Genomic DNA, 22421 nt, shown 5'->3' with positions numbered 1-22421 from the left:
TTTTCCTATTCGGCTCAGGCTAATCCTTGGGCATGGACCTGGGCAATAGAGATTCACTGCTTGAAGAATTTGATAATGAATATTCAATGAGTTGGTGAGAAGATAGAAATTCTCACACCAACTCATTTTATTACTGAGTGAAGGGTGGATTGAGAGTGGAGGAAATAGTTAACTGTGAGTCAGAATGGGAAATCAGTATAAGCGGTGTCTAAGGAAAGGGTACTGAAGCACAAGTCCGTTTAAGCCAGTGTTACAGTATGAAAGCCACCCAGAAACCAGCAACTTTTATAACCTAATCGAAGGATTCATCACTGGGATATAAATTATTTTGTGCAAATGGAAATTCCGCATGAAAAAATCGGTTAAACGGACAGTCTGGAAAAATACCAAAAATTAGTTTATTGACAAACGGAACTAGTCAAGGTAGGATATTGGTAATGATAATCGTTATCATTACCAATACATAGAGAATGGAGCGAAAATATGTTTAATGTGTTCATTATTTGCTTACGCGAGGGAGCCGAAATCGCAATTGTCCTCGCAATTATCCTTGCATATCTCAAACAATTAGGACAAATGAAGGAAACAGGAAAGGTGTGGCTTGGGGCAGGAACGGCAGTATTGATCAGTATAATTGTAGCGGTAGGGATTTTTTTTGTACTGGGAACGACGGAAGTCGAAGGGTTTCAAGCTGTCTTGGAAGGAACACTTAAAATCGTTGCCGTCATTATGCTCACTTGGATGACAATTTGGATGAAACGACAGGGTGGAGATATCGGCGGAGAGTTAAAACGGCAAATACAAGCGGCGTTAAGTCATGGCTCAGTCTGGACATTAGCTTCATTAGCCTTTGTCTCTGTAATTAGAGAAGGCATCGAGACTGTGTTATTTGTAGTAGGTTCAGCACAAGAAACATCAGCATTTGCCACTGTAAGTGGTAGCGTATTAGGATTTGGTGTAGCAGCTATCCTAGGATATATCCTATATCGAGGAACACATCGTCTTCCGCTAAAATCATTCTTTACGGCAATGAGTGTACTTCTTATTGTCATGGCAGCAGGGCTTTTATCCGGGGGAATTCATGAATTTCAAGAACTGCATATGATTCCGCTAGGGATTGAACAAGTTTGGAGTTCCAAGGGACTTTTGGATCAAGAATCGACGATAGGAAGCCTACTAAAAGCGATTTTTGGATACTCGGACAGCCCCAATTTGATCCAAGTGCTTGCATATATAACGTATTTGACGGGTGCTCTCTATGCTTATTTTAAGCCTGAGAAACTCCATAATAATTAAGAATACAATAACAATTAGATAAAAAGGCCTAGGAATAATACAAATACCTAATGGGTAGACAATTTCAATAAGTCTATTCTATAGGGTATTTTTTTTCTCATTTCATATAATAATATTCTCATTTGCTAGATCGGATAATATCTCAATACGAGATTAAGTTTGATAAGTGAATGAAAATGGGTTTTGTATAAGTATAGAAAGGGGAAAGCCGTCCTATAATGGTATGCTCGGCTTTTCTGATTTTTTGCCTGGAAACAGAGTGGCACATGCCCTCTAGGACTTTTTCCTTCCTAATAACTGGATTAATAAGACGGATAATTAGTACCACTATAATAGTGACTATGGTGATGCACCATCGCTGTTGTGCCTCTGTGATAATGCACATGGGAACCATTAGCCAGATAAAGTGTAGAGGAGAGGGGGGAGTAAAACCTTCTGAGGCACTACATACACAGATATGCCGATAGCAAACCTAAATTAGAAAGACTATTTCACAGTATGATATTCAGACATACAATATAATAATAATCGTTAAAATCTAAAGCTAGGGAGGATTATCATGTCGAGAGATGAATTGGTTTATATAAAAACGGGAGAGACTGGTAGCATAATAGCTACAGTAGGGTATATTCTTCTGGTGATCTCTTGTTTACTATCAGAGAGAATCGAAATCCTTAAAAGATTCGGTATTAAAGATAATAGAATAGACCCAGCCAAAATAACTGCGGTTTCAGCGTGATCAGGGTAGTTGGCATAGGAATCTTAGCCTTTAATAACGCTGGTCGTCTTAGGGACATGTCCAGCGAAGAAGAAATCGGGCCACAATTACTTGTTACTGTTGGAAACTGGGTATTGTTAATAGGGATTATCTTAGTAGCTATTGGCTCTCAAAAGAAGGCTCAGCAGCCAGGTCAAAAATATATACTTGGATAGCCTATAGATTTATCGTTTATTCAAATAAATCTAGGTATAGAAGTAAGTATCTTATTTCTATGAAGAGTTCGATGAAGAAATATTTAATGCGTTGTTTGAGAAGATAGAAATCCTCACACCAGCGGGATGAAGGTGGTGGCTTTTATCGGGCTTTTTGTTGTTTTTGAAGGTTATTGTAACTAAGGCAGGAAAGCCGATCTCCATCTTCCGGCCCTATGAAAATTGGTTCATAAAAAGTTAATTTACAGAATTCACATAACATAGCAAAAGGCAATATGTTTTGATTCCCTTACCATAAAAGTATAAAAATGAAGGTTGCCTGACGGCAACCCTTAACCAAACTCTTTTATTTCCATCAATGTAAGATCAAGCAAATAACCAGGCGGAATGCCGGGCTTTTACAATAGAGCCTTTTTGTTACTGCATGCAGGAAGGCATACCTCCAGTGCACATTCTTTGCACACATTTAAGGCTTCCATGCCTTTCTCAATACTGGCTTTAGAGACTTTAAGCTCGGAAATCTTATCTTCAATTTTCTTTAATTGTTTTTCCAACAAAGAATAACTTGCCCTTATTCTTTGTATCTTGCTTTCCCCGGGTTCAGAATTGTCAATTAATACTTGTATTTCTTCCAAAGGTAAGCCAAGTTCTTTAAAACGTTGAATGAACTGGAATCGATTCAGATCTTGTTCCGTATATAACCTAAACCCTCCGGGGCTGACTTCTGTCGGGGATAGTAGCCCTAATTCTTCATAATAGCGAATTGTACGCACTGTTACCCCGGCTCTTTTTGCCAATTCCCCAATTTTTAATAAATGCTTCTTTTCCTGGTTCATGTTAATCATTCCATTCATACTGCTCTTCGAGATCATATTGTAACCAAGAGGTATATGTAGTATAGCATATGGAACTAATGGTTTCCAAGAACGGTAATTGACTTGGTATAAGTACCTTTTTCTCGGCTCGAACCAATCATTTCCATTCGTATTAGCCGTGAATTTGTTTTAAAATATAGCTTAGTATAGCACACCCTTCTCGAATTGATTAGAGTAACGAGTGAATGGGAAATATTAAAGGCTTTGTACATATTGACGTTAACGTAAGGATAAAGATATAATGAATTTAACGTGCAATCAGAACGTTTGTACATGTGAGTGTAAATGTTATTTACAGTTCTTTTGCCTTAAGGTTGAATTTGTGCTTTCATTACAAATGAAAGGAAGGATTGCTTTTGATTCTCGGGATTAGTGCCAGTGCAAGAAAAGATGGAATTACCAGTGCAGCAGTTAAAGCAGTTCTTCTGGCGAGTGAGATGGAATACGACTATGTTTCATTAACTGGTAAAAGAATCAACGGATGTATTGGATGTACAAGGTGTGCAACTGATAATTTTTGCAAAGTTAAGGATGACTGGAACGAAATCGGAGAAAAGATGCTCAAAGCTGAGGCAATAGTATTTGGAGCACCTAACTATTATGGGACGATTAATGCCCTTGGCCACGCCTGTCTGGAAAGGACATTTTGTTTCCGGCACAGAGATGTATTTAGTTTGAAGGATAAGTTAGGCCTAGTTGTGAGCGCGGAATATAGCAGAGAGACTGGAAATTCCGTTCAGACATTTATTGCTAAGATGATGCAATCAAATAAGCTGGAGATAGTTGGTTCAGTTGTGGCTCATGGCTATTCCCAGTGTTACACTTGTGGGTATGGGGAAAACTGTAGTGTTGGTAATGTTGTTAAGGACCACGGATTTCTCGACGAGATTAAGAGTGAACATTGTCCTCCCCGTTTTGATGAACAAAAGGACGCAATCGATCAAGCTTATAGGGCAGGCAAACTATTAGGCTTCACACTTAGGAATAGAGTAGTGGGTTGATGTTTATACCCTATTAATTCTTGTTTAAGGAGAGAAAAAATGGCCAATTGGAAAGAAAAATTTCTTCAGATTTTCACAATGATTTCCGCCGCTTTTGGATGTCTTGCCTGAACGCTTCCGGCGTTAGTAATACCGCTCGGTCTGGGCGGTTCAATGTTTTCAACCTTATCATTCTTTGCCAGATATCAGTGGACGTTTATCAGCATAAGTTTTATATTTTTAGGAATAGCCCATTGGGTTACCTGGAAAAGGCGATCCTTAGTCCATGGTAAACAAAGAATTATATTGTGGATAGCAACAGGATTAACTTTAGCGAGTTTCACGTATTCCCTCTTTTCTCTTGGCTTGTTATAAATGGCACTAACATCACTAAATAGCCAAAGACAACAATACTTTTAGGGAGCTGCAGATATGAAGAAAGTATTTTTTTCGGTCATATTGATTAGCCTATTATCACTGATAATAGCAGGGTGTGCCAACCAAAATACCAGTAATAATAGTAGTAATCAAGTAAAGTCCATCTCGGTTGCGGAATTAAAAAAACAATTAAATGATGGAATCGCTAATAATACGTTAATTGTTGATTTAAGAGAGCCTGTTTTATATAACAATGAACACATACCCGGTGCCATTCTGATACCATTTGCTGATTTTGAGAAGCAATATACTCAACTTGATAAAAATAAAAGGATCATCTTAGTCTGTCATACAGGGCCAATGGGGGACGCCTCTGGTCAGTTCCTCAAATCGAAGGGGTATGAACAAGTTCTAAATTTAGATGGCGGGATGCAAGCTTGGGATAAAAAATCGTGAGTTACAAAAAAATGGCAGCGTACAACGAGTTGATTTGTATGGCTGATAACGAGAAGTATATTTGAATAATTGTTGTTGAAAAAGAGTAGGCTTGAGCCTACTCTTTCCATGTAAAAGGCAGTTTCCTAATTTCGCCGGGGTTTTGGATATCAACTAAAGGATTCAGGGTAGCTTTAAATACTTGGTTCTGGGTCTCGGCATCGGACGCCTTACCAGTAACACGACCTAGTGGGAAATGAACATAAACAGTACGAGGAGGGGATACTTTTGCCGTAATCCCTTGCATCAGGGAAATACTAATCGTACTTAAGCCAATCTCTTCAAATTCACGCTGGATCAATCCCACGGATTGATGACATAGGGGTCAGCCAGGAGTTAGAACGACGGCATCCATTTTATGTAATATCTGGATAAAATAGTTCCAAATAGTTATAAATACAAGGAAACAAATCGTTTAGAGTCGATCCGTTTCCTTGTATTTATAAAGTAAAGCTTGCACAAGTTTATATTGGGTTACGTACCGTATATTGGTATCTATCTAAACTGGTGGTGATAAACAGAAAATGCCAAACTATTATCTTGCGTTAGGAGATTCTATTACAGCCGGGTACGGTGTCGGTAACCGGAATTTTGCCTACCAACTCCCATGGGGTCTTGGTTATGTTGAATCATTTTGCGAACTGTGTTATCAATAGCTGCAATGTGATCTGCATCAAAAGCTGACGTAAGCCCAGTGTGTACGATAAAAATCCAAATCCCAGTAATTGCGGATATTGTTATATATTTAGCAACATCATTGTTAGGCCTAAAAGATGTAGCCCAGTTACTGCCATACCATAACGCAGCCACTGAGGGCTACTTTTCTCTGCCTGAGTGATATCTTTCAACTTTTTCTTCCTCCTGATCCACTGTTTATGAAAAGAACGTTAACCAGATTCGGTTTAGGAATACAAAAATAAAAACCCTTCATCATAGAAGGGAAAAAGTTTAACATGTATCACACAACAAGAGTTGACCTATCGACACAAGTATACACCCCCTAACATTCCCGTAGGTAGCTTTCACCTTAGAATAAGCAGGTCTCCTGGCTTAAGATCATCATCAACTCACGTCTTCCCAGATGAATTCCAGTGACATGGTGTGAGTTGATTCCCTTTTACAGTGGCGGGTACCGTGTCAGCTTTCAACTGACTTTCCTTTTCAATTCCTTCCCTCAAGAAGGAATCACTTATTCTAAACTATTTAGTTTTTTCAATAATACCATGAGGTAAGTAAGTTGTATAGTGACCAATACGAGGATACATTAAAAATTGTAAACAAAGTTTGGCTAAGATGAGTGATACACCTCTAAATTCATGAGAAATTCACAACTTTTTCATGAGAAGATCGTATCCCTGAGTTACACTAAGGACATAGAAGATCAGTAAATTGAATGAAGCAAAGCTACAAAACTTCAAAATGAAGATTAAATTAGGGGGAATATATAATGAAAAAATTTGGTAAAAGGATCACTGCCATCTTAGGAACCGCAACGTTAGCAGTAGGGGTTATGGCTTTACCAGCTCTAGCAGGAACGACTTCTCAACAAGGCAGCGGATGGGTGGGTCAAATGCAAGGATTTATGCAGCAAACCTTTTCACAAGGTCAACATCAATCATTAATGAATTCGACGGCCATGCAAGATCTCTATAATTCAGCGGGGATGCAGAACGCCATGCAAACAGGAGATGTTAAGGCGATGCAAGGTCTTATGAATTCTGACCCTAATGTTAAGGCCCAAATTGGACAAGACAATCTTAATAAGATGAACCAATTTATGAGTCAATCAGAAGGAAACATGATGACCAATGGAAGTAGTGCTACCAGTTCTGGAATTACGATGATGAACGGAAATAGGAGTCTGAACAAGAGTGGCAATATGATGTAATTACCTAATTTAGCTTAATAACTAATGAGAGGGGGAATCACAAATGATGTTTGGTTTAATTATTCTAGTCTTTGTAGCGTATTATTTCTTTAACTCATCCAATGCCGGAGGGGCGTGTCGCACGAACCATGAATCTCAGTTGCATACTCCAATGGATATCTTAAATGATCGATATGCCCGGGGCGAGATTAATAGTGAGGACTATCATGAGAGAAAACAAGAATTGTCGGGACAAAAGCAGACTATATCTATTAAAAAGCTATAATTTAGTTCTTGGATTGATTTGAATAGAAATTAACTTTTGGTAAAGATTATTTTCTAGCTGTAATTTGTTAAAAATAATTTGAAGGAGGAATTTACATGATGGGTGGATGGGGAAATATGATGGGTGGTTGGGGAAACGGTGGATACGGATATGGCGGCTATGGAGGCGGCGGATATGGATGGATGGGAATGATCATGCCGCTTATCTTCGGAATAGGGATCATTCTATTGGGCATCTATTTGTTTCGTCGTAACACATCTCAAGTTCATACAGGTGGATTGGGTAGGCATAATAGTGGCTTAGACATCCTGCGTGAACGCTATGCACGTGGAGAGATCGATTCAGCGGAATATCAAATTCGCAAACAAGATTTAGAAGGGAAATAAGTATAAATTATATTTCAAAAGGGCAGTAGCTCAATAAAGGGTGAACTGCCCTTTAACATTTTTCTTAGGAGGGAAGGATAAAGTTGCGGCAAGTTTTATTCAGCATCGGTGGATTCCCTTTAAGATCCTATGGCGTAGTGGTTGTTTTGGCAATCATTATCGGTTTTGGGGTTGCTTATCATCTTGCTTCTTCGGAAAAAGAATATCGCCAACATCTCTTGGATTTGGTGGTCTACGCGGTGATTGGGTCAATTATCGGAGCACGCCTTTGGCAAGTCTTTTTCTACGAATGGGGTTATTATTCCCTCCATCTTGCCGAAATCTTTATGATATGGCTTGGAGGCATGGCAATTCAGGGAGCTTTGGTGGGGGCTTTTATTGTAGGATGGATTTACACTCGTAAGTATCAATTCGATTTTTGGAAAATGGCGGATATTGCTGCTCCTGGGATTATCTTGGGTCAGGCAATTGGAAGAATTGCTTGTTTTCTTAATGGAGATGCTTTCGGTCGCCCAACCAACCTAGGTTTTGGCTTGGTTTATCCTCAAGGTACTCCGGCTTATGCAGCCTATGGCAGTCAACCCCTATGGCCTGCAGAGGTGTGGGAAGGGCAATGGGACATGATCGTTTTTGCTCTGATCATCATCCTTTCACGTTGGCGCAAATGGCCAAAGGGCATCCTCTTTCTAACCTATATCGTTCTATATTCATTGGGACGGTTTGGCTTAGAATTTATGCGAGGGGATGGCGCACGTTATCTATTCAATTGGACATCAGCACAATGGAGTAGTATAGGTATGATAGTTATTGCTCTTGTTTCTGCCGCTGTTTTGACGTCAAGGAGTATCATGGAAAAATAAATCCGAGATTAAAGGAGGTCGCTGTTTATGTGGCAGTTCTTAAGTCAATATGGATGGTATTTGTTTATATTTGGGATGATGATCTTGATGCATCGTCGGGGTATGGGAGGGTGCTGTGGAGGGCATCAGCAGGATCAAAATGGGCAACACCATCAACATGATATTAAACAACCAATACCCTTTGAACAAAAGAAGTGATTCAAAAGATAGCTTACGAAAGGACGAATATTTATGCTTGTTTTGAAGGGAATAGAATCAAACGGCATTGTTTTGGTTTGGCTTTAAAGGTCATCTTTTTGGCGGAATTGCCTTAATGGTTCTTTTAGCTCTTAGCCCAATTTACCTCCGCATCCATACGCCTAGTGCAATGGTCACTAGTTTGACCGTAGGCGGGCTATGGGCTTTAGTATGCGTTTTTGGTATACGGCAACGATTCGTGTAAAATGGCGCAACAACCATAAATACCACTTTCGGAATCCTGCCAACATTTTGAAATAGTATATACTATGATATATTCTGGATGCAGCAAGCCAATTTCCTTGAAGTATTTATAATGCGACGTTGAAATATTATGTTATGAAAATTTGATTTTGAACTAGTACTTTTAAGTTAAATGATAACCCCTATCTTGAATCGTTGAATCAGCTTTTCATGGTTTCTTTTGCCCAGTTACATTGGAAGGAATATCCGTTGCTAATATATTAGAAATATGCTACCATTGTAACTGATAATGAATATCAATTACAATGGAGGGGCAAGATGTTACAAGATGAATCAATAGCTTATGAATGTGTACCGCAAAAGTCATTTACAAAGAACAGATGGTTATTTTTACTTGCAACAATTGGACCAGGTCTAACAGTTATGTTGGCGGATACAGACGCGGGTTCCATAATAACTGCCGCACAATCAGGAGCTCAGTGGGGATACAGATTACTGGTTTTACAATTGATACTTATTCCAGTTTTGTACTTTGTTCAAGAATTAACAACTCGTCTAGGGATAACTACTGGCAAAGGTCATGGACAACTAATACGAGAGGAGTTTGGAACAAAGTGGGCGTGGGTTTCAGTGGCAACACTTTTAATAGCCGCTATAGGAGCTCTCGTAACTGAGTTTTCTGGAATTATTGGGGTAGGTATGGTTTTTGGAGTCTCTAAGTGGGTAACAGTTCCACTAGTTGCCACAATATTGATATTAATATCCTGCACAGGTAAATATAAACGCGTAGAGTTTATTGCAATTCTGGTTGGTCTTTTTGAAATAGTATTTATTCCAGCAGCTTTATATGCAAAACCTGATTTTGGAGCAATTGCGACTGCCTTTATAGGGAAGCAACCTTTCAATAATAGTTCTTATTTGCTACTTGTTGCTGCTAATGTTGGCGCTGTCATCATGCCTTGGATGATTTTTTATCAACAAGGAGCCGTAATAGATAAAGGATTGAGCCATGAATCTATAAAGTATAGTAGAATTGATACATTCTTTGGTTCAATAATTACTCAAATTATTATGGCGGCAGTTTTAATATTAACTGCTGCTACTATCGGTAAAGTTAACCCGGATACGGCTCTTGATAGTATTCAACAGATAGCAAACGCACTTACTCCCTTTCTTGGCAATTTTATTGGAAAAGTATTATTCGCGGTTGGGTTAACAGGTGCTGCGTTAATTGCTTCAATTGTTATTTCCTTGTCAATGTCTTGGGCGTTAAGCGAAGTCTTAAGTGTACCATGTAGCCTTAATAATACATGGAAACAAGCACCAGTGTTTTATGGTGTCTATATTGGTGGGATTATTATCGCTGCAATATTAGTGCTGATAGGAATTCCGTTGATACCTCTAACTGTAGCGGTTGAAGTTATGAATTCTTTACTTTTGCCCATAGTTCTTGGATTTTTGTTGGCACTCGGATGGAGAGCTCTTTCAGAGCGTTATAAATTAAGAAAATGGGAAAAAATCGTTCTTGTTTTTATCTATATCCTTGTATGTTCTCTTGGATTATTAACTATATTTGAATTATTCAAGTAACAGTTACCAGTATGATCCGATAAGTTTGTCTATTAGTAAATCGGATTGATTAGGGGTCCCGCCAACATTCGAAAATATACGCCAAAACATGTTTGAGAAGCAGAAAGGTAATTTCCTTACGCTAAGGAAATTACCTTTCAATTATTTAATAATGGCCTATGAATTCTATTTTTCCTCCGGTTTACTTGAATTACTTAAATCGGAAACCACAAACATTACAAACGTAAGAAATTTAACTTTCTCATAAACATATAGTATAATAATCAAGTGACTATTTGACTATATAAGGAGATGTATAGAGTGGTTGAGTCACGGGATACGCTAATGACGGATGTTCCAGTTTGTCAAATCAATTGTATCCATGAAGAAGTGGTTAATAGCCTCAGGTCCGACGTAAATCGTATCGAAGGAATTGCGGTTATTTTTAAGGCTCTTGCAGATGATACCCGTTTAAAGATTGTCTATGCACTTAGCCAGGCTGAGCTCTGTGTATGCGATGTTGCCGCCTTGATTAACAGTACAAAGTCGACTGCATCATATCATCTTCGGTTGCTCAACCACATGGGCTTAGCCAAATTCAGAAAGGATGGCAAACTCGTTTACTATAGACTTGCGGATCAACATATTGGGAACCTAGTAAGTGAGATGATAAAGGCAAGGAGTGTAAAAGAAAATGACTGACACTTTCGTTTTTCGCGTCGAAGGAATTACCTGAATGGACTGTGCCGCTAAATTTGAAAAAAATGTGGCGGCTCTCCCTGGCGTGTCCGGGGCTCAGTTGAATATTGCTACCCGTAAATTAACCGTGGATGGCGCGGCAAACTTAGAGTTAATCCGACTGGAAGGAAAAAAGGAAAATTACTCTATTTACTCAGAGACTGAACAGCAAGAGCAAAAGAAATCTAAGGTCAATTGGGAGTTTATACGTGCAATCGTAGCGGCGGCCTTCTTAGCAATTGGGTTTATTATGGATAAAAGTGGAGCCGCTTTTGCTATAGTCATCCCACTTTACCTGATCGCGATGCTTTTTGGCGGTTGGGGTAATTTCAAAAAAGCATTCTATTCACTTCAACAGTTTGATTTTAATATGAGCGTTCTCATGAGTGCGGCCATTATTGGAGCTATTGCCATTTCTCAATGGGAGGAAGGTGCAGTTGTCGCTTTACTCTATGCGGTTTCGGAGTTATTAGAATCATGGACGATGGATCGTGCTCGTAGGTCGATTCGCGAGTTAATGGACATCGCACCCAAAGAAGCGAGAGTCATCCGTGCCACTGGTGAAGTCAAAATTCCGGTTGAGGACATTCAAGTCGATGATGTGGTTGTGGTGTTGCCCGGAGAAAAAATCCCTATGGATGGGACTATCGCCAAAGGTGAAACTGCAATCAATCAGTCAGCGATTACAGGCGAATCTGTTTCGGTGGAAAAGTGGCCTGGAGATGAAGTATTTGCCGGAACTCTAAATACACATGGTGCGTTAGAGATAAGAGTTACCAAACTCGTCAAAGATACGACAATTGCTAAGATTATTCATCTCGTAGAAGAAGCACAAACGAAGCGAGCACCGGCTCAAGCCTTTGTTGAGCGCTTTGCTACCATATATACACCGGATAGTATTAGCTTTAGCGGTAGCTATAGTCCTTTTCCCTCCTTTACTAATGGGCTATGCTTGGCAGCCATGGATTTATCGTGGCCTTGCCTTGCTCGTGGTTTCCTGTCCTTGTGCGCTTGTCGTATCGACACCCGTTGCAATTGTTAGTGCGATTAGCAACGCTGCACGCAACGGTGTTCTAATCAAGGGCGGTACCTACCTTGAACAAGCTGGATCACTTAAGGCTATTGCCTTTGATAAGACTGGAACTCTCACTATGGGCGAACCTACTGTAACAGACGTAATTACTATAAATGAACATACTAATGATGAAGTCCTTCAAATGGCCGCGAATTTGGAAATTCGTTCAGAACATCCATTAGCTGTAGCCATTGTGAACAAGGCAAAATCAGAGGGGATTGTACCCGAACCCATTGAAGGCTTTAGTACGATAACTGGCCGTGGTGCCCAAGGAATCTGTCAAGGTAAAACTGTTTATATTGGTAATGTTCGGCTTTTCACGGAAAAAGGAATTAAGATAGACTCCATTTTAGCCATCGTTGAACGACTACAAAGCGAAGGCAAGACAGCCATGATTATGGGTACCCCAGAGAGTTTCATTGGGATTATTGCAGTGGCAGACACGGTTCGTGACATTAGTAAAGCAGCAATAGTCTCTCTCAAGCGGATGGGAATACATCCGGTAATGTTGACGGGAGATAACAACGCTACAGCTCAGGCTATTGCAAAAGAAGTGGGTGTGGAGGAATTTGAGGCAGACTTGTTACCCCAGGAAAAAGTCAGTGCCATCCAAAATCTATTAGATAAATACGGAACTGTTGCAATGGTCGGCGATGGTATTAACGATGCCCCGGCATTAGCTACCGCCACTGTTGGAGTAGCGATGGGAGGAGCAGGCACGGATACTGCATTGGAGACTGCAGACATCGCTTTAATGGCAGATGATCTTTCCAAATTGCCTTTTACCATTAGTTTAAGTCAAGCTGCTCTAAAAATAATTAAACAGAATATTGGATTTGCTCTATTCATAAAAGTAGTGGCTATCATTGCTGTTTTCCCCGGTTGGTTAACTCTATGGCTTGCAATTTTGGCAGACATGGGAGCGTCCATCCTGGTGACCTTAAATGGCATTCGATTAATAAGGATTAAACCAGACAGAAAATAACTTGCGTAAATCTAGAATATAACATAAGCCCAGTCGGCTTATGTTATATTTTCTTATGTTACAAAAATGTTAGAATCTCAATGCTGTCACAACTATGGTATTAGGGTACAATTGATATAAATAGCTTTTAGTTAAAGGAGTTGTAGATTAATGAGAAGTCTTAAAAATCTGCTCGTAATCGGCGGCCTTATCGTATTTGCCGTTATTGGAATAACTACGGTTCGAAGTATTGCTGCTCCAGCTCCGTGGGAACAGTCTTGGCCATCCAATACTGCTCAAAATCAGGCTCAGACTACGCAAAAAACCTTAGTTAAACATCCACCACAAGTCCAAGCGAATGCTCCACTGTCAGAACCAGATTCTACTTCATCGGTTGCATCTAACTCTTCCCCATCTAATTCACAACAGACATTCGCTTTAGTTAAGCCGGGTAATTCTTCAACCCCTTCGTCTGCTCCGCCGACAGTAACAAATAAAACCTCCTCAATACAGCCCGTTTCTTCCCAAACAGTGGCACCAACCCCTGGTACAACCACACCAGGTAACCAAAAGGGTGGTTATTGGTGCAGACCAATGGGGTCAGACTTTCGCCCGTCTTATAGTTGGTATTCTAGCAATTGGAACAACGGGTCCGAGTCGGGAACTTACGGGCATCGTTAATAAGCTCAGGAGAATGTTATAAATCCGACCGAGCAAGTGGAGGAACTCTGATGAGAAATAACGTCTTGATTGCGGACGATGATGAACGGATTCGAGAAATCGTGAAGCTCTATCTGGAAGCAGACGGTTTGGTGATATTCGAAGCTTCTAACGGAAAACAGGTGCTTGATCTGGTGCGCAATCATTCCATTGATTTGATTCTTTTAGACTTGATGATGCCAGAACTGGACGGATGGACCGTGTGTAAGATTCTCAGGAAGGAAACCCAGATTCCAATTATTATGTTAACTGCTAAAGGTGAAGAAAATGATCGTGTATTAGGTTTTGATTTAGGGGCGGATGATTACGTTGTCAAACCGTTTAGTGCCCGTGAATTGGCAGCACGGGTCAAAGCCGTTCTTCGGCGGCTTGATGTTGAACAAATCAACGAACATATGATTGTTTATCCGGGTCTTAAAATTAACCGAATCAGAAGAGAAGTAGAAGTAAACGGTACACTTGTTAAACTTACCACTAAGGAATTTGATCTGTTGCTCTGCCTAGTGCAAGACCCTGGTCACATTTATAGCCGTGATCAATTGCTAAATCTTGTATGGGATTACGATTACTGTGGTGACTCCCGTACAGTGGATACACACGTTAACCGACTGAGATCGAAACTGGACGAACAAGCAGGGTACAGCGATTTTATTCAAACGGTTAGAGGGGTGGGTTACAAATTCGAATTAAATGGTCACTCCGCAAAAGTCTAATCACAAAGTTATGGTTAGCGATGGTTTTCTTAGTGTTAGGGGTTTTTTTAGTTTCTGTAGTTATTCAGGCTCGGGAGATTCGCACGGTTAGCTACGATCAACAAGCCCGTTTTTTTATCTACGAGGCTGAAGAAGTTGTAACTATTTATAACGATCGTCAATCAACCAATGACTCATCTTTAAAGGAACGGTTGGGCATTCTCAGTAATTTTCTTAATGCTGATATATTGATTATTGATGCAGGCGGCAACAAAGTGTATGAGGGAAATTCCTGTGAAATTCAATCCTCATTATTTGGACAATCTGCTTTTAAAAATAAGGTATTGAGTGGCAATAACGTCGTCTTTGCAGGCCGCGTCAACGGTTATAACCAAGACGTTTTTCTGGCTGCCGTTCCTATGATCAAGGATGGAAAGGTTGCAGGGGCGGTGGCGATCTGCAGTCCGCTGACAGCGATTAGTCAGCATATCAACAGCATGTTGTTAATCACTCTCAGTGGTGCATTGCTCGGAATTGCCCTAGCTACGATAATCAGTGTGTTTATATCGAGGAAATTAGTGCGGCCTCTGGTCAAGATGGAGGAAAACGCGAAGCTCATCGCTTCCGGTGAATTCAGACGGGAAATTCCTGTTGAATCAGAGGATGAAGTTGGACGATTAGCTAGCAGTTTTAACAGTATGTCCAAACAATTGGACCAGAAAATCCAAGCAATTGAGCAATTAAGTAAACAAAGGCAGGCGTTGCTGTCTGACGTTTCTCACGAACTCCGCACCCCTTTGACAGTCATCAAGGGATATTCTGAAGCTGTTCTTGATGGATTAGTCCGTTCTAAGGAGCAACAAGAATTATACTTACAAAATATTTCCGATGAATCTGCTCGCCTGAAACGTTTGGTAGATGATTGGCTTGACCTGCAAACCATGGACACGGACAAAGCCTTTGACAACATGGAATACGTTGTATTGAACAAATTAGTTCTCGTCTCAGTCGAACGTTTTAAACATTTAGCAGAGAACAAAGGAGTAAGAATCGATACTTGTGTACCTGAAGATACAATCACAATTTCAGGAAATATTGACCGGTTGAAACAAGTCCTAACGAACTTGCTTGATAATGCAGTAAATCACTCAAATGGTAAAGTTATTGTTGAACTAGGACTTGAATCTGCACAAGCCTATATAACCATTAAAGATGACGGCCCTGGAATTCCCCCATCAGAGTTAGATAACATTTGGGATCGTTTTTATAAAGTTGACAAGTCAAGGTCCAGACGCGGTACGGGCACGGGATTGGGATTATCAATTGTTAAACAGATTGTGGAGAAGCATGGTGGGAAGGTTACAGCTGATAGCCGATTAGGATTGGGGTCAATTTTTACCGTTTATTTACCCTCTGGAGAATTGGCAGGATTCTGATGAAACAAGGTTTGTAGCATTAGGATGTTACAACGAGTGCTGTTAAGAAAAATACTAATCAGTATTAAGCAAGTTAAACGGTCGGTACAAATCGACCGCTTTTATCAACATGGCCTGACTTCTTTAACATAAATGTTAAAAATCTGTGACGTGGGCGTAAAATTACAGCTCTATACTATTAATAACATTGTTGAAAGGAGAGAACAGAATGAATCTAAATTTATCTAAAATAGCCCTTGTACTTTTCGGAAGTGTTACCCTACTTACAGTAGGGGCACCTATTGCCTCAGCATCTCCAGCCTATCCGAAAATATATCGGACGACTCAGCCTGCAGGCCAAAATCAACCTGTGTCAGACACACAACAATTTGGGTTGCGAGGTACTTATTATGCTCCGAGTTATGGAAACTGGTCTGGCCCAATGAACTCAAATTACTGGCAAGATTACAATTGGGACTATTATCCAGGAAATAACGGTGGGAACATGTGGCAGTCCGGCGATTGGAGTCGGGGATGTTGGTAAACTTCGCATTGTTTAGCAACTTCTAAAATTGGAGCCATATTTTTAAAGTTATCCCTTTTTACCACTTATCTAGACCTTGATAAAAATGTCAATATCTCGCGTATGCTTGATTAAATCGAGAGTTCACGAAAAGGAGGAGAAAATTGTGTTTAGCGGTTGGGGCTGTGGCTCATATTATGGCAGCGGATTTTGGGGAATGGGGATACTTGGGATGGGAATCCAGTTGCTTTTTTGGCTAGTATTGATTGCATTATGTGTTTGTTTATTTCGGCGGAAAGGTTCTGGGGTTCTTATACGTGGGTTTATTGGGCAAGATCAGGCCTTGGATGTTTTGAATGAACGTTATGCCCGTAGTGAGATTGATTCGGAAGAATATCAAAAGAAGAAAAAAGAATTGCTGCGGTAACTTTTTACCTTCCCCTCAAAAATAAATACTTTTGCGATTCAAACAAGATACGAATTAAACATCTATTTCCAAGTATAACAAGAAAGGATGATTCTTTATGAAAAACATTAAAAATACATTCTTGGTAAGTGCCTTATCACTTGGTTTAGTGGTTGGTGCAGTCGGGTTGGTCAGTGCTCACACTTCCTCTAATACTAACGCTACTGCAACTTCTGCAACGACATTTAGTACACCGGTTGAAACTACTGTCAGTGCACCTGTTCTAACGACTGTCAGCACATCAGTTGCACCTAAAATCGGTACACTAGTTGCAACGTCATCTGTCCCGGACGTGGCCCAAAATAGTGGTAACCAAATCCAAACACCGCAAAAAAGTATACAACAAACTGTCCCTCAACAGTCGGTACCAACTCAACCAACTCCTCAACCGCCAGTACCAAATCAATCAACTCCAAAGAGTTATGGAAATGGATACGGATATGGCTATGGTTGCGGTTATTACGGTAACGGCTACGGTTGTGGATATTACGGCAACAGGAGTTGGTAAAAAATGAAATTTGAGTTAGGATAGGTGCTTACAATAAGCGCCTATCCTATTTTTTATCGTATAGGAAAGTATATATTTAGGGCCTGTGGATAAGTATGAGTGTGCATCAGCACACTTTTTTTTCGTAATTTCTAGTCGATGGGCAGTTGCCTTCTTATTCATTGATTAATGCCAAATCATATATAATGCTTGGTGGTCTACGGTTTAAATCCAGGCTGTACAGTCCAAAACGGTTAACATGCTGAGTGATATAGGGGCTTAAAGAAGCCACTGCATCTTCATCAATTTTGTGCCCTTGCACACTAAGCTCCTGAAGAATTTGAGTAATGTAAAAAACATTGTAGAAAATTAAGCAGTTGGCAACCAAATGATTATACTTTATACTTTTGTAACACATAAAGGACTCTCACAAAAGGTAGGAGATTTGTGAGAGTCCTTTGATACAAAAATGGTATATTATGGTCGTTGCACTATACCTTTTTGTTTATGAATTTGGTGTTTATAGGGCCGAATAATTGATAAAAGGCCGACTTTTCCTAAAACTTTGGAAAAGACGGCCCCAATCCTTCAAGGAGATCTCTGTATTCTTATACTCCGATGAGTAAGTGTTATTCTCCAGTATAACCAGCTTCTAAAATCGCGTTAATCAGTTCTGCACGATCTGCGGTTCCTGATACTGTAGCTGATTTAGCAGCGAGATCCACTTGAACGCTTTCGACACCGCTAACCCCTTGGAGTGCTTTTTCAACTCTCATTTTACAGTGGTTGCAGGTCATACCTTCAACTTTAAGTGTAGTTTGGCTCATCTTTTTCACCTCCTTAATCAAATCTAATTCACCAGTTTTCTATCATAGCTTCTTAATAAGAGGGAACTCGTGACAACTGATACTGATGAGAAAGCCATGGCCAAGCCAGCCCACTCGGGTGGTAAAAGTTTACCGGTTAATGGGTAGAGCGCACCGGCCGCTATTGGAATCCCAATGGCATTGTAAATTAACGCCCAGAAAAGATTTTGTTTGATTTTCCTTAGTGTTTTACGCCCTAAGCGTATTGCACGTTCTACATCTAGGAGATCATTGCGGACGAGGACGATGTCTCCTGTCTCTTTGGCAACATCCGTTCCTGAACCTATTGCAATCCCAATATCAGCTTGGGCCAAAGCTGGGGCGTCATTAATCCCATCGCCCACCATAGCGACCTTAAGCCCTTGAGCTTGATACTTTTTAATGATATTGATCTTATCCTGCGGTAAGATTTCAGCAATTATTTCGTCAATACCGACTTCTTGGCCAACAACGTTGGCAACTTTTTTATTATCCCCAGTGATCATGAAAGTTTTGAGACCGAGTTTTTGAAGGCGCGCAATCGCTTCTTTTGTGCTTTCTTTAAGTACATCAGCCAGTGCAAGCAGGCCAATAACTCGGCCATCTAAAGCAATAAAGCTCGTTGTTTTACCAGCTTCGGCCAGGCTCTGGAAGTCTTGTTCCGTTTCCTGAACGTCCACGTCATACTTTTGCATCAGTTTAATATTTCCGATCAGTAACGATTTCCCTTCATAGGTACAAACAACACCATAGCCACTTTCTTCTCGATAATTTGAGACCCCTTGAATTTGAAGATTTTCTTTCTTCGCTTGGGAAACGACAGCCTGCGCTAAGGGATGAATCGATGGATTTTCTCCGGCAGCGGTAATAGTTAAGACCTCTTTTCGATTTAGTGAGGCATATGGAATAATATCTGTCACTTCCGGTGCGCCTTTGGTAAGCGTCCCTGTTTTATCAAAGCCAATGGCTTGAAGATGCGCAATGCTCTCAAGTACCGCTGCAGATTTAAACAAGATCCCGCGATTTAATCCCACGCCACTGCCCACCATAATGGCGGTCGGGGTTGCGAGTCCTAAGGCACAAGGACAAGCAATGACTAAAACCGCAATCGCCGCGGTAAAGGCGAAGACAAATGTACTATGCAAAGCAAAATACCAAATTAAGAAGGTAATTACGGATATCGCAACGACCGTAGGCACAAAATAGTTGGAAATCGTATCTGCAAGTCGTTGAATAGGCGGTTTAACTCCTTGAGCGTCTTCGACCATTTTAATGATCCCAGATAACATTGTATCCTTGCCGGTTTTCGACGTTTTCACTTTGATACTACCTGAACGGTTAATGGTTGCTCCAATGACCGGGTCGCCCACGCCTTTATCAATCGGAATGGATTCTCCTGTCACCATCGCCTCATCAATACTGGCTTGTCCTTCTATTATATCCCCATCGACAGGGATCTTTTCACCGGGCTTTACGATCACAATATCGCCGATTTTAACATCCGAGGCAGCAACTTCCTTTTCTTCGCCATTAATAAGTAGACGCGCCTTATCCGCCTGAAGTTCGAGTAAGCGTTTTAAAACTTGGCCTGCTCGACCTTTCGCCTTCGCTTCAAGATATTTTCCAAATCGTACAAACACAATTAGCAAAGCGGATGTATCAAAAAAGGTAGGTCCAGTGAAGAAAATGTTAGGAAAGGTTGTCATGAGGCTATAACCATACGAGGCGGTGATCCCCAATGCGACCAAAACATCCATGTTCGACGAGTGATTTTTCAAGGAGTGGTAAGCCCCACGATAAAAGGTCCAACCTGCAGTGAACTGTACAATTGTGGCTAAAATGAGCATGGAATATATTTGCGTTTTGGACATCGGAAGATACATCAGCGGTATGATGGGTAAAGCAAGCGCCGCACTAAAAATCAGCCAATTTCGTTGTTTGATGGCGGTCTGATCCTCCTGATTGTCTGCCTTATTATCTAAAGGAATATACCCCGCATCGCGGACTTGATCGTAAATTTCGCCCATATTTGTTGCTGCAGGGTCAAATTCTACAGTGACCGTTTCGGTGGCGAAATTCACCGCTGCATGTTGTACACCAGGTGTGCCTTTGAGCTTTTTCTCAATCGTTAAGGCACAGTTGGCGCAGGTCATACCGCTGACTTTAAACTGTTGCTTTCCTTCATTGCCATCAGTAGAAGCACCGTAACCTAGGTCCTTAATTTTGGCGAGGATTTCTTCTTCTTTCACAACACTAGGATCAATATCTATAGAAAGTTTTTCTGAGGCAAAGTTTACAGCTGCTGTTTTAACCCCAGGCATTTTCTTAAGTCCCTTTTCGATCGTTAAGGCACAGTTAGCACACGTCATACCTGAAATCTTAAACAGTTGTTGTTGTTTAGAAGATACAGTTGTTACAGCACTTTCAATTTCTTTATCCACAGGAGCAGTACTGCTTGAATCCTTGTTTGCTGGCACATTTTCCGCATTATCCATAGAATATCCCGCGTCCTCGATCACTGCCCGAATATCTGCTAGCGTAACTTGGGACGGGTTATAATTAAACGTGGCTTGGGAATTTTCTAGGGACACTTGGACTCGTTCGACACTCGGGAGTTTTTCCAAGGCTTTCGTCACATGCTTGACGCAGTGTTCACACGTCATGCCTTGGACGTTAATGATCTTATCCTCCCGACTTACTTTTTCAGCCATCATTAATCCTCCTCCTAAATCGAGAGGTTTTATCGAATCATTCGAAAAATAGTTTGAAGTACCTCGTCGATCACCTGCTCGTCCCCTGTCTCAAGTTGTTCTTTGATGCAGGATTTCATATGTTTTTCCAAAAGTAGACGTGATACGCCGTCTAGAGCCGATTGTGCGGAAGAGATCTGGTTAAGAACATCGTCACAATAAGCGTGACGCTCGATCATTCCCTTGATCCCCCGAATTTGTCCTTCAATTTTGTTCATTCGGGTCACTAGTGCTTTAATCGTTTTATCATCATGTGGGCTCGTTCGGTTTTCCGGGTTTCCTCCTTGATGTTGGCAGACAGCGCACGATGGAGTTCCCGCTGTGGTTCCAGCAGTAGTACCTGTTGTTGCTGGAGCAGGTGTTTGTGAAGGGGCTGACGCATTTGGTTGTTGGGTATTACAACCAATTAAAACAAACACTGTAAGAATACATACAATTATGATGATTGTTTTATTACTTTGCCTCATAATAAAACATACTTTAAACTTTATTTTTTGTATAAATCATCTAATTATTCTCAAATGAAAATATTTTCGATTATCCATGAAGCATTAACAATTAACTTGGAAATTAACTTCTAGTTGGTCATTAGTATAAGAAAAGCGGAAGTTAGGATAAGGTGCAAACGTCAAGACTTCCTATGAGGATACCTAAATACCTAAGTTTAGAAGAATCCGTTAGAGTTTTCATTCAAAGTGAAAAGTCACCTAGAGATCACTGAATCATTACAATTTTTCTCAATTGTTCTTTGCGTTTATCCTAGCTTTCAAGTCAAAATGATCTCACTTTCAGCGAAATATAAACACAAGTTAATTCTGGCGAGTTGAATACCAGATACAAAAGTTAAGTTGACATAAAAAGGAGGCTTATTTGTGTTTTCCACAAATAAGCCTCCTTCGGCGAAAACACTGAATTTTCTTCACATAGCCAACATAATAGCAGTAATTATTCCTATGAAAATTCCACCTACTACTTCTGATGGGTTATGATCAAGAACCTCTTTTAGCGGAATATCACTTGTTTTTAGCTTATTCCCTATGTTCCCACGACTATTTTGTAACGTCGAGGTAAGTTTATTTAAAACAATCGCATGTTGACCAGATTGTCTACGAACACCTGCGGTATCATACATTACAATTAGCGTTATTGAAAAACTAATTGCAAAATATGGATCACCCCAACCATATTCGAATAAACAACCAGTAGTTAAACCTACCATAAGGGCGGTGTGTGAACTAGGCATTCCTCTGGGTTGAAAAACTGCCTTCCAATCCCAAATTCTATTACGCCAATAATTTATTGGTACTTTTATGATTTGAGCGAATATCGCTGAAAACAAAGCGGAAAATAGTAAAACATTGCTGTGCAACAAGCTCTAAT

At 40.4% G+C, this 22421-nt stretch carries 27 protein-coding genes, 2 pseudogenes and 1 riboswitch; of the genes and pseudogenes, 21 read left to right on the top strand and 8 right to left on the bottom strand.

Annotated features, from left to right (window positions below; genetic code table 11):
• The first annotated feature begins 483 nt into the window (after nucleotides 1-483).
• The 3 genes from DESACI_RS18870 to DESACI_RS18860 all read left to right on the top strand — a co-directional run bounded on the left by DESACI_RS18870 (nucleotide 484) and on the right by DESACI_RS18860 (nucleotide 2229).
• A complete protein-coding gene (locus DESACI_RS18870; protein ID WP_014828812.1) occupies nucleotides 484-1296 on the top strand; it encodes an FTR1 family iron permease in 813 nt (270 codons plus the stop codon).
• Between the two features lie 559 nt (nucleotides 1297-1855).
• Nucleotides 1856-2035, top strand: a complete 180-nt coding sequence (locus tag DESACI_RS18865; RefSeq protein WP_014828811.1) for a hypothetical protein — start codon at nucleotides 1856-1858, stop codon at nucleotides 2033-2035.
• Nucleotides 2032-2229, top strand: a complete 198-nt coding sequence (locus DESACI_RS18860) for a hypothetical protein (RefSeq protein ID WP_014828810.1) — start codon at nucleotides 2032-2034, stop codon at nucleotides 2227-2229. The genes DESACI_RS18865 and DESACI_RS18860 overlap by 4 nt, the downstream gene beginning before the upstream one ends.
• Nucleotides 2230-2627: 398 nt before the next feature.
• Here the strand turns inward: DESACI_RS18860 and DESACI_RS18855 are convergent, their stop codons facing one another.
• A complete protein-coding gene (locus tag DESACI_RS18855; protein WP_014828809.1) occupies nucleotides 2628-3065 on the bottom strand; it encodes a helix-turn-helix domain-containing protein in 438 nt (145 codons plus the stop codon).
• A gap of 395 nt (nucleotides 3066-3460) precedes the next feature.
• Between DESACI_RS18855 and DESACI_RS18850 the strand changes: the two genes are divergently transcribed.
• The 3 genes from DESACI_RS18850 to DESACI_RS23180 are packed head-to-tail and all read left to right on the top strand — an operon-like array spanning nucleotide 3461 to nucleotide 4918.
• Nucleotides 3461-4105, top strand: a complete 645-nt coding sequence (locus DESACI_RS18850; RefSeq protein WP_014828808.1) for a flavodoxin family protein — start codon at nucleotides 3461-3463, stop codon at nucleotides 4103-4105.
• Nucleotides 4106-4144: 39 nt separating this feature from the next.
• Nucleotides 4145-4459, top strand: a complete 315-nt coding sequence (locus tag DESACI_RS25000) for a putative mercuric transport protein (RefSeq protein WP_250634607.1) — start codon at nucleotides 4145-4147, stop codon at nucleotides 4457-4459.
• A gap of 57 nt (nucleotides 4460-4516) precedes the next feature.
• Entirely contained in the window at nucleotides 4517-4918 is a 402-nt protein-coding gene (locus DESACI_RS23180; protein WP_014828807.1) for a rhodanese-like domain-containing protein, read from the top strand.
• A 97-nt stretch (nucleotides 4919-5015) separates the two neighbouring features.
• On the opposite strand, the gene DESACI_RS18840 is transcribed toward DESACI_RS23180, so the two are convergent.
• A complete protein-coding gene (locus tag DESACI_RS18840) occupies nucleotides 5016-5264 on the bottom strand; it encodes a hypothetical protein (protein ID WP_148271335.1) in 249 nt (82 codons plus the stop codon).
• 251 nt (nucleotides 5265-5515) lie between these two features.
• Nucleotides 5516-5767 carry a HoxN/HupN/NixA family nickel/cobalt transporter gene (locus tag DESACI_RS24940; protein WP_202947859.1) on the bottom strand — a complete coding sequence of 84 codons (252 nt, stop codon included), beginning with the start codon at nucleotides 5765-5767 and terminating at the stop codon, nucleotides 5516-5518.
• Between the two features lie 208 nt (nucleotides 5768-5975).
• Nucleotides 5976-6165, bottom strand: a riboswitch (cobalamin riboswitch).
• Nucleotides 6166-6404: 239 nt separating this feature from the next.
• On the opposite strand from DESACI_RS24940, the gene DESACI_RS18835 reads away from it, so the two are divergent.
• The 15 genes and pseudogenes from DESACI_RS18835 (at nucleotide 6405) to DESACI_RS24935 (ending at nucleotide 17467) form a co-directional block, all read left to right on the top strand.
• Nucleotides 6405-6845: a hypothetical protein gene (locus DESACI_RS18835; RefSeq protein WP_014828806.1), complete on the top strand. Its 441-nt coding sequence runs from the start codon at nucleotides 6405-6407 to the stop codon at nucleotides 6843-6845.
• Between the two features lie 43 nt (nucleotides 6846-6888).
• Nucleotides 6889-7110 (top strand): SHOCT domain-containing protein, encoded by a 222-nt coding sequence (locus DESACI_RS18830; RefSeq protein ID WP_014828805.1) that lies wholly within the window; start codon nucleotides 6889-6891, stop codon nucleotides 7108-7110.
• Between the two features lie 95 nt (nucleotides 7111-7205).
• Nucleotides 7206-7496: an SHOCT domain-containing protein gene (locus DESACI_RS18825; RefSeq protein ID WP_041276140.1), complete on the top strand. Its 291-nt coding sequence runs from the start codon at nucleotides 7206-7208 to the stop codon at nucleotides 7494-7496.
• An 83-nt stretch (nucleotides 7497-7579) separates the two neighbouring features.
• A complete protein-coding gene (gene lgt / locus DESACI_RS18820; protein WP_014828803.1) occupies nucleotides 7580-8356 on the top strand; it encodes a prolipoprotein diacylglyceryl transferase in 777 nt (258 codons plus the stop codon).
• Between the two features lie 27 nt (nucleotides 8357-8383).
• Nucleotides 8384-8554 (top strand): hypothetical protein, encoded by a 171-nt coding sequence (locus tag DESACI_RS24845; RefSeq protein ID WP_014828802.1) that lies wholly within the window; start codon nucleotides 8384-8386, stop codon nucleotides 8552-8554.
• A 561-nt stretch (nucleotides 8555-9115) separates the two neighbouring features.
• Entirely contained in the window at nucleotides 9116-10387 is a 1272-nt protein-coding gene (locus DESACI_RS18815; RefSeq protein WP_014828801.1) for an NRAMP family divalent metal transporter, read from the top strand.
• A 300-nt stretch (nucleotides 10388-10687) separates the two neighbouring features.
• On the top strand, nucleotides 10688-11068 hold the full coding sequence (locus DESACI_RS18810) for an ArsR/SmtB family transcription factor (RefSeq protein WP_014828800.1): 381 nt from the start codon (nucleotides 10688-10690) through the stop codon (nucleotides 11066-11068).
• A 34-nt stretch (nucleotides 11069-11102) separates the two neighbouring features.
• Nucleotides 11103-11870 (top strand): annotated as a pseudogene (locus DESACI_RS25890) (heavy-metal-associated domain-containing protein); the annotation flags it as partial.
• 94 nt (nucleotides 11871-11964) lie between these two features.
• The gene (locus DESACI_RS25885; RefSeq protein WP_345788479.1) at nucleotides 11965-13164 is read left to right on the top strand and encodes a heavy metal translocating P-type ATPase; all 1200 of its coding nucleotides are present in this window, start codon (nucleotides 11965-11967) and stop codon (nucleotides 13162-13164) included.
• A gap of 150 nt (nucleotides 13165-13314) precedes the next feature.
• A complete protein-coding gene (locus DESACI_RS24320; protein ID WP_014828799.1) occupies nucleotides 13315-13824 on the top strand; it encodes a RodZ family helix-turn-helix domain-containing protein in 510 nt (169 codons plus the stop codon).
• 50 nt (nucleotides 13825-13874) lie between these two features.
• Nucleotides 13875-14576: a response regulator transcription factor gene (locus tag DESACI_RS18795; RefSeq protein WP_014828798.1), complete on the top strand. Its 702-nt coding sequence runs from the start codon at nucleotides 13875-13877 to the stop codon at nucleotides 14574-14576.
• A 32-nt stretch (nucleotides 14577-14608) separates the two neighbouring features.
• Nucleotides 14609-15991 (top strand): sensor histidine kinase, encoded by a 1383-nt coding sequence (locus tag DESACI_RS18790; RefSeq protein WP_242833089.1) that lies wholly within the window; start codon nucleotides 14609-14611, stop codon nucleotides 15989-15991.
• Between the two features lie 208 nt (nucleotides 15992-16199).
• On the top strand, nucleotides 16200-16514 hold the full coding sequence (locus tag DESACI_RS18785) for a hypothetical protein (protein WP_014828796.1): 315 nt from the start codon (nucleotides 16200-16202) through the stop codon (nucleotides 16512-16514).
• A gap of 145 nt (nucleotides 16515-16659) precedes the next feature.
• Entirely contained in the window at nucleotides 16660-16920 is a 261-nt protein-coding gene (locus DESACI_RS18780; protein ID WP_014828795.1) for an SHOCT domain-containing protein, read from the top strand.
• A gap of 121 nt (nucleotides 16921-17041) precedes the next feature.
• Nucleotides 17042-17467 carry a hypothetical protein gene (locus DESACI_RS24935; RefSeq protein WP_202947858.1) on the top strand — a complete coding sequence of 142 codons (426 nt, stop codon included), beginning with the start codon at nucleotides 17042-17044 and terminating at the stop codon, nucleotides 17465-17467.
• A 154-nt stretch (nucleotides 17468-17621) separates the two neighbouring features.
• Here the strand turns inward: DESACI_RS24935 and DESACI_RS18775 are convergent, their stop codons facing one another.
• The 5 genes and pseudogenes from DESACI_RS18775 to DESACI_RS18755 form a co-directional block, all read right to left on the bottom strand.
• Complete coding sequence (locus tag DESACI_RS18775) at nucleotides 17622-17864, bottom strand: Tn3 family transposase (protein WP_049804081.1); 243 nt, start codon at nucleotides 17862-17864, stop codon at nucleotides 17622-17624.
• Nucleotides 17865-18075: 211 nt separating this feature from the next.
• Nucleotides 18076-18273, bottom strand: coding sequence for a CopZ family metallochaperone (locus tag DESACI_RS18770; protein ID WP_014828793.1), 198 nt, complete (start codon nucleotides 18271-18273; stop codon nucleotides 18076-18078).
• A 23-nt stretch (nucleotides 18274-18296) separates the two neighbouring features.
• Nucleotides 18297-21005, bottom strand: coding sequence for a heavy metal translocating P-type ATPase (locus DESACI_RS18765; protein ID WP_014828792.1), 2709 nt, complete (start codon nucleotides 21003-21005; stop codon nucleotides 18297-18299).
• Between the two features lie 26 nt (nucleotides 21006-21031).
• A pseudogene (locus DESACI_RS24025) lies at nucleotides 21032-21346 on the bottom strand (metal-sensitive transcriptional regulator); the annotation flags it as partial.
• Between the two features lie 614 nt (nucleotides 21347-21960).
• On the bottom strand, nucleotides 21961-22413 hold the full coding sequence (locus DESACI_RS18755) for a divergent PAP2 family protein (protein ID WP_014828790.1): 453 nt from the start codon (nucleotides 22411-22413) through the stop codon (nucleotides 21961-21963).
• Between the last annotated feature and the right edge of the window lie 8 nt (nucleotides 22414-22421).

Source organism: Desulfosporosinus acidiphilus SJ4 (genome assembly GCF_000255115.2).
Lineage (GTDB): Bacteria > Bacillota > Desulfitobacteriia > Desulfitobacteriales > Desulfitobacteriaceae > Desulfosporosinus > Desulfosporosinus acidiphilus.
The sequence above is the reverse complement of the archived record's forward strand: the minus strand, read 5'-3'. Positions and strand labels throughout refer to the sequence as shown.

What these genes read in the sequence shown, in the direction of transcription:
- DESACI_RS18870 (WP_014828812.1), top strand. Translation starts at nt 484, where the DNA reads ATGTTTAATGTGTTCATTATTTGCTTACGCGAGGGAGCCGAAATCGCA.
- DESACI_RS18865 (WP_014828811.1), top strand. Translation starts at nt 1,856, where the DNA reads ATGTCGAGAGATGAATTGGTTTATATAAAAACGGGAGAGACTGGTAGC.
- DESACI_RS18855 (WP_014828809.1), bottom strand. Translation starts at nt 3,065, where the DNA reads ATGAACCAGGAAAAGAAGCATTTATTAAAAATTGGGGAATTGGCAAAA.
- DESACI_RS23180 (WP_014828807.1), top strand. Translation starts at nt 4,517, where the DNA reads ATGAAGAAAGTATTTTTTTCGGTCATATTGATTAGCCTATTATCACTG.
- DESACI_RS18835 (WP_014828806.1), top strand. Translation starts at nt 6,405, where the DNA reads ATGAAAAAATTTGGTAAAAGGATCACTGCCATCTTAGGAACCGCAACG.
- DESACI_RS18830 (WP_014828805.1), top strand. Translation starts at nt 6,889, where the DNA reads ATGATGTTTGGTTTAATTATTCTAGTCTTTGTAGCGTATTATTTCTTT.
- DESACI_RS18825 (WP_041276140.1), top strand. Translation starts at nt 7,206, where the DNA reads ATGATGGGTGGATGGGGAAATATGATGGGTGGTTGGGGAAACGGTGGA.
- DESACI_RS24845 (WP_014828802.1), top strand. Translation starts at nt 8,384, where the DNA reads ATGTGGCAGTTCTTAAGTCAATATGGATGGTATTTGTTTATATTTGGG.
- DESACI_RS18815 (WP_014828801.1), top strand. Translation starts at nt 9,116, where the DNA reads ATGTTACAAGATGAATCAATAGCTTATGAATGTGTACCGCAAAAGTCA.
- DESACI_RS24320 (WP_014828799.1), top strand. Translation starts at nt 13,315, where the DNA reads ATGAGAAGTCTTAAAAATCTGCTCGTAATCGGCGGCCTTATCGTATTT.
- DESACI_RS18795 (WP_014828798.1), top strand. Translation starts at nt 13,875, where the DNA reads ATGAGAAATAACGTCTTGATTGCGGACGATGATGAACGGATTCGAGAA.
- DESACI_RS18785 (WP_014828796.1), top strand. Translation starts at nt 16,200, where the DNA reads ATGAATCTAAATTTATCTAAAATAGCCCTTGTACTTTTCGGAAGTGTT.
- DESACI_RS18775 (WP_049804081.1), bottom strand. Translation starts at nt 17,864, where the DNA reads ATGTGTTACAAAAGTATAAAGTATAATCATTTGGTTGCCAACTGCTTA.
- DESACI_RS18770 (WP_014828793.1), bottom strand. Translation starts at nt 18,273, where the DNA reads ATGAGCCAAACTACACTTAAAGTTGAAGGTATGACCTGCAACCACTGT.
- DESACI_RS18765 (WP_014828792.1), bottom strand. Translation starts at nt 21,005, where the DNA reads ATGATGGCTGAAAAAGTAAGTCGGGAGGATAAGATCATTAACGTCCAA.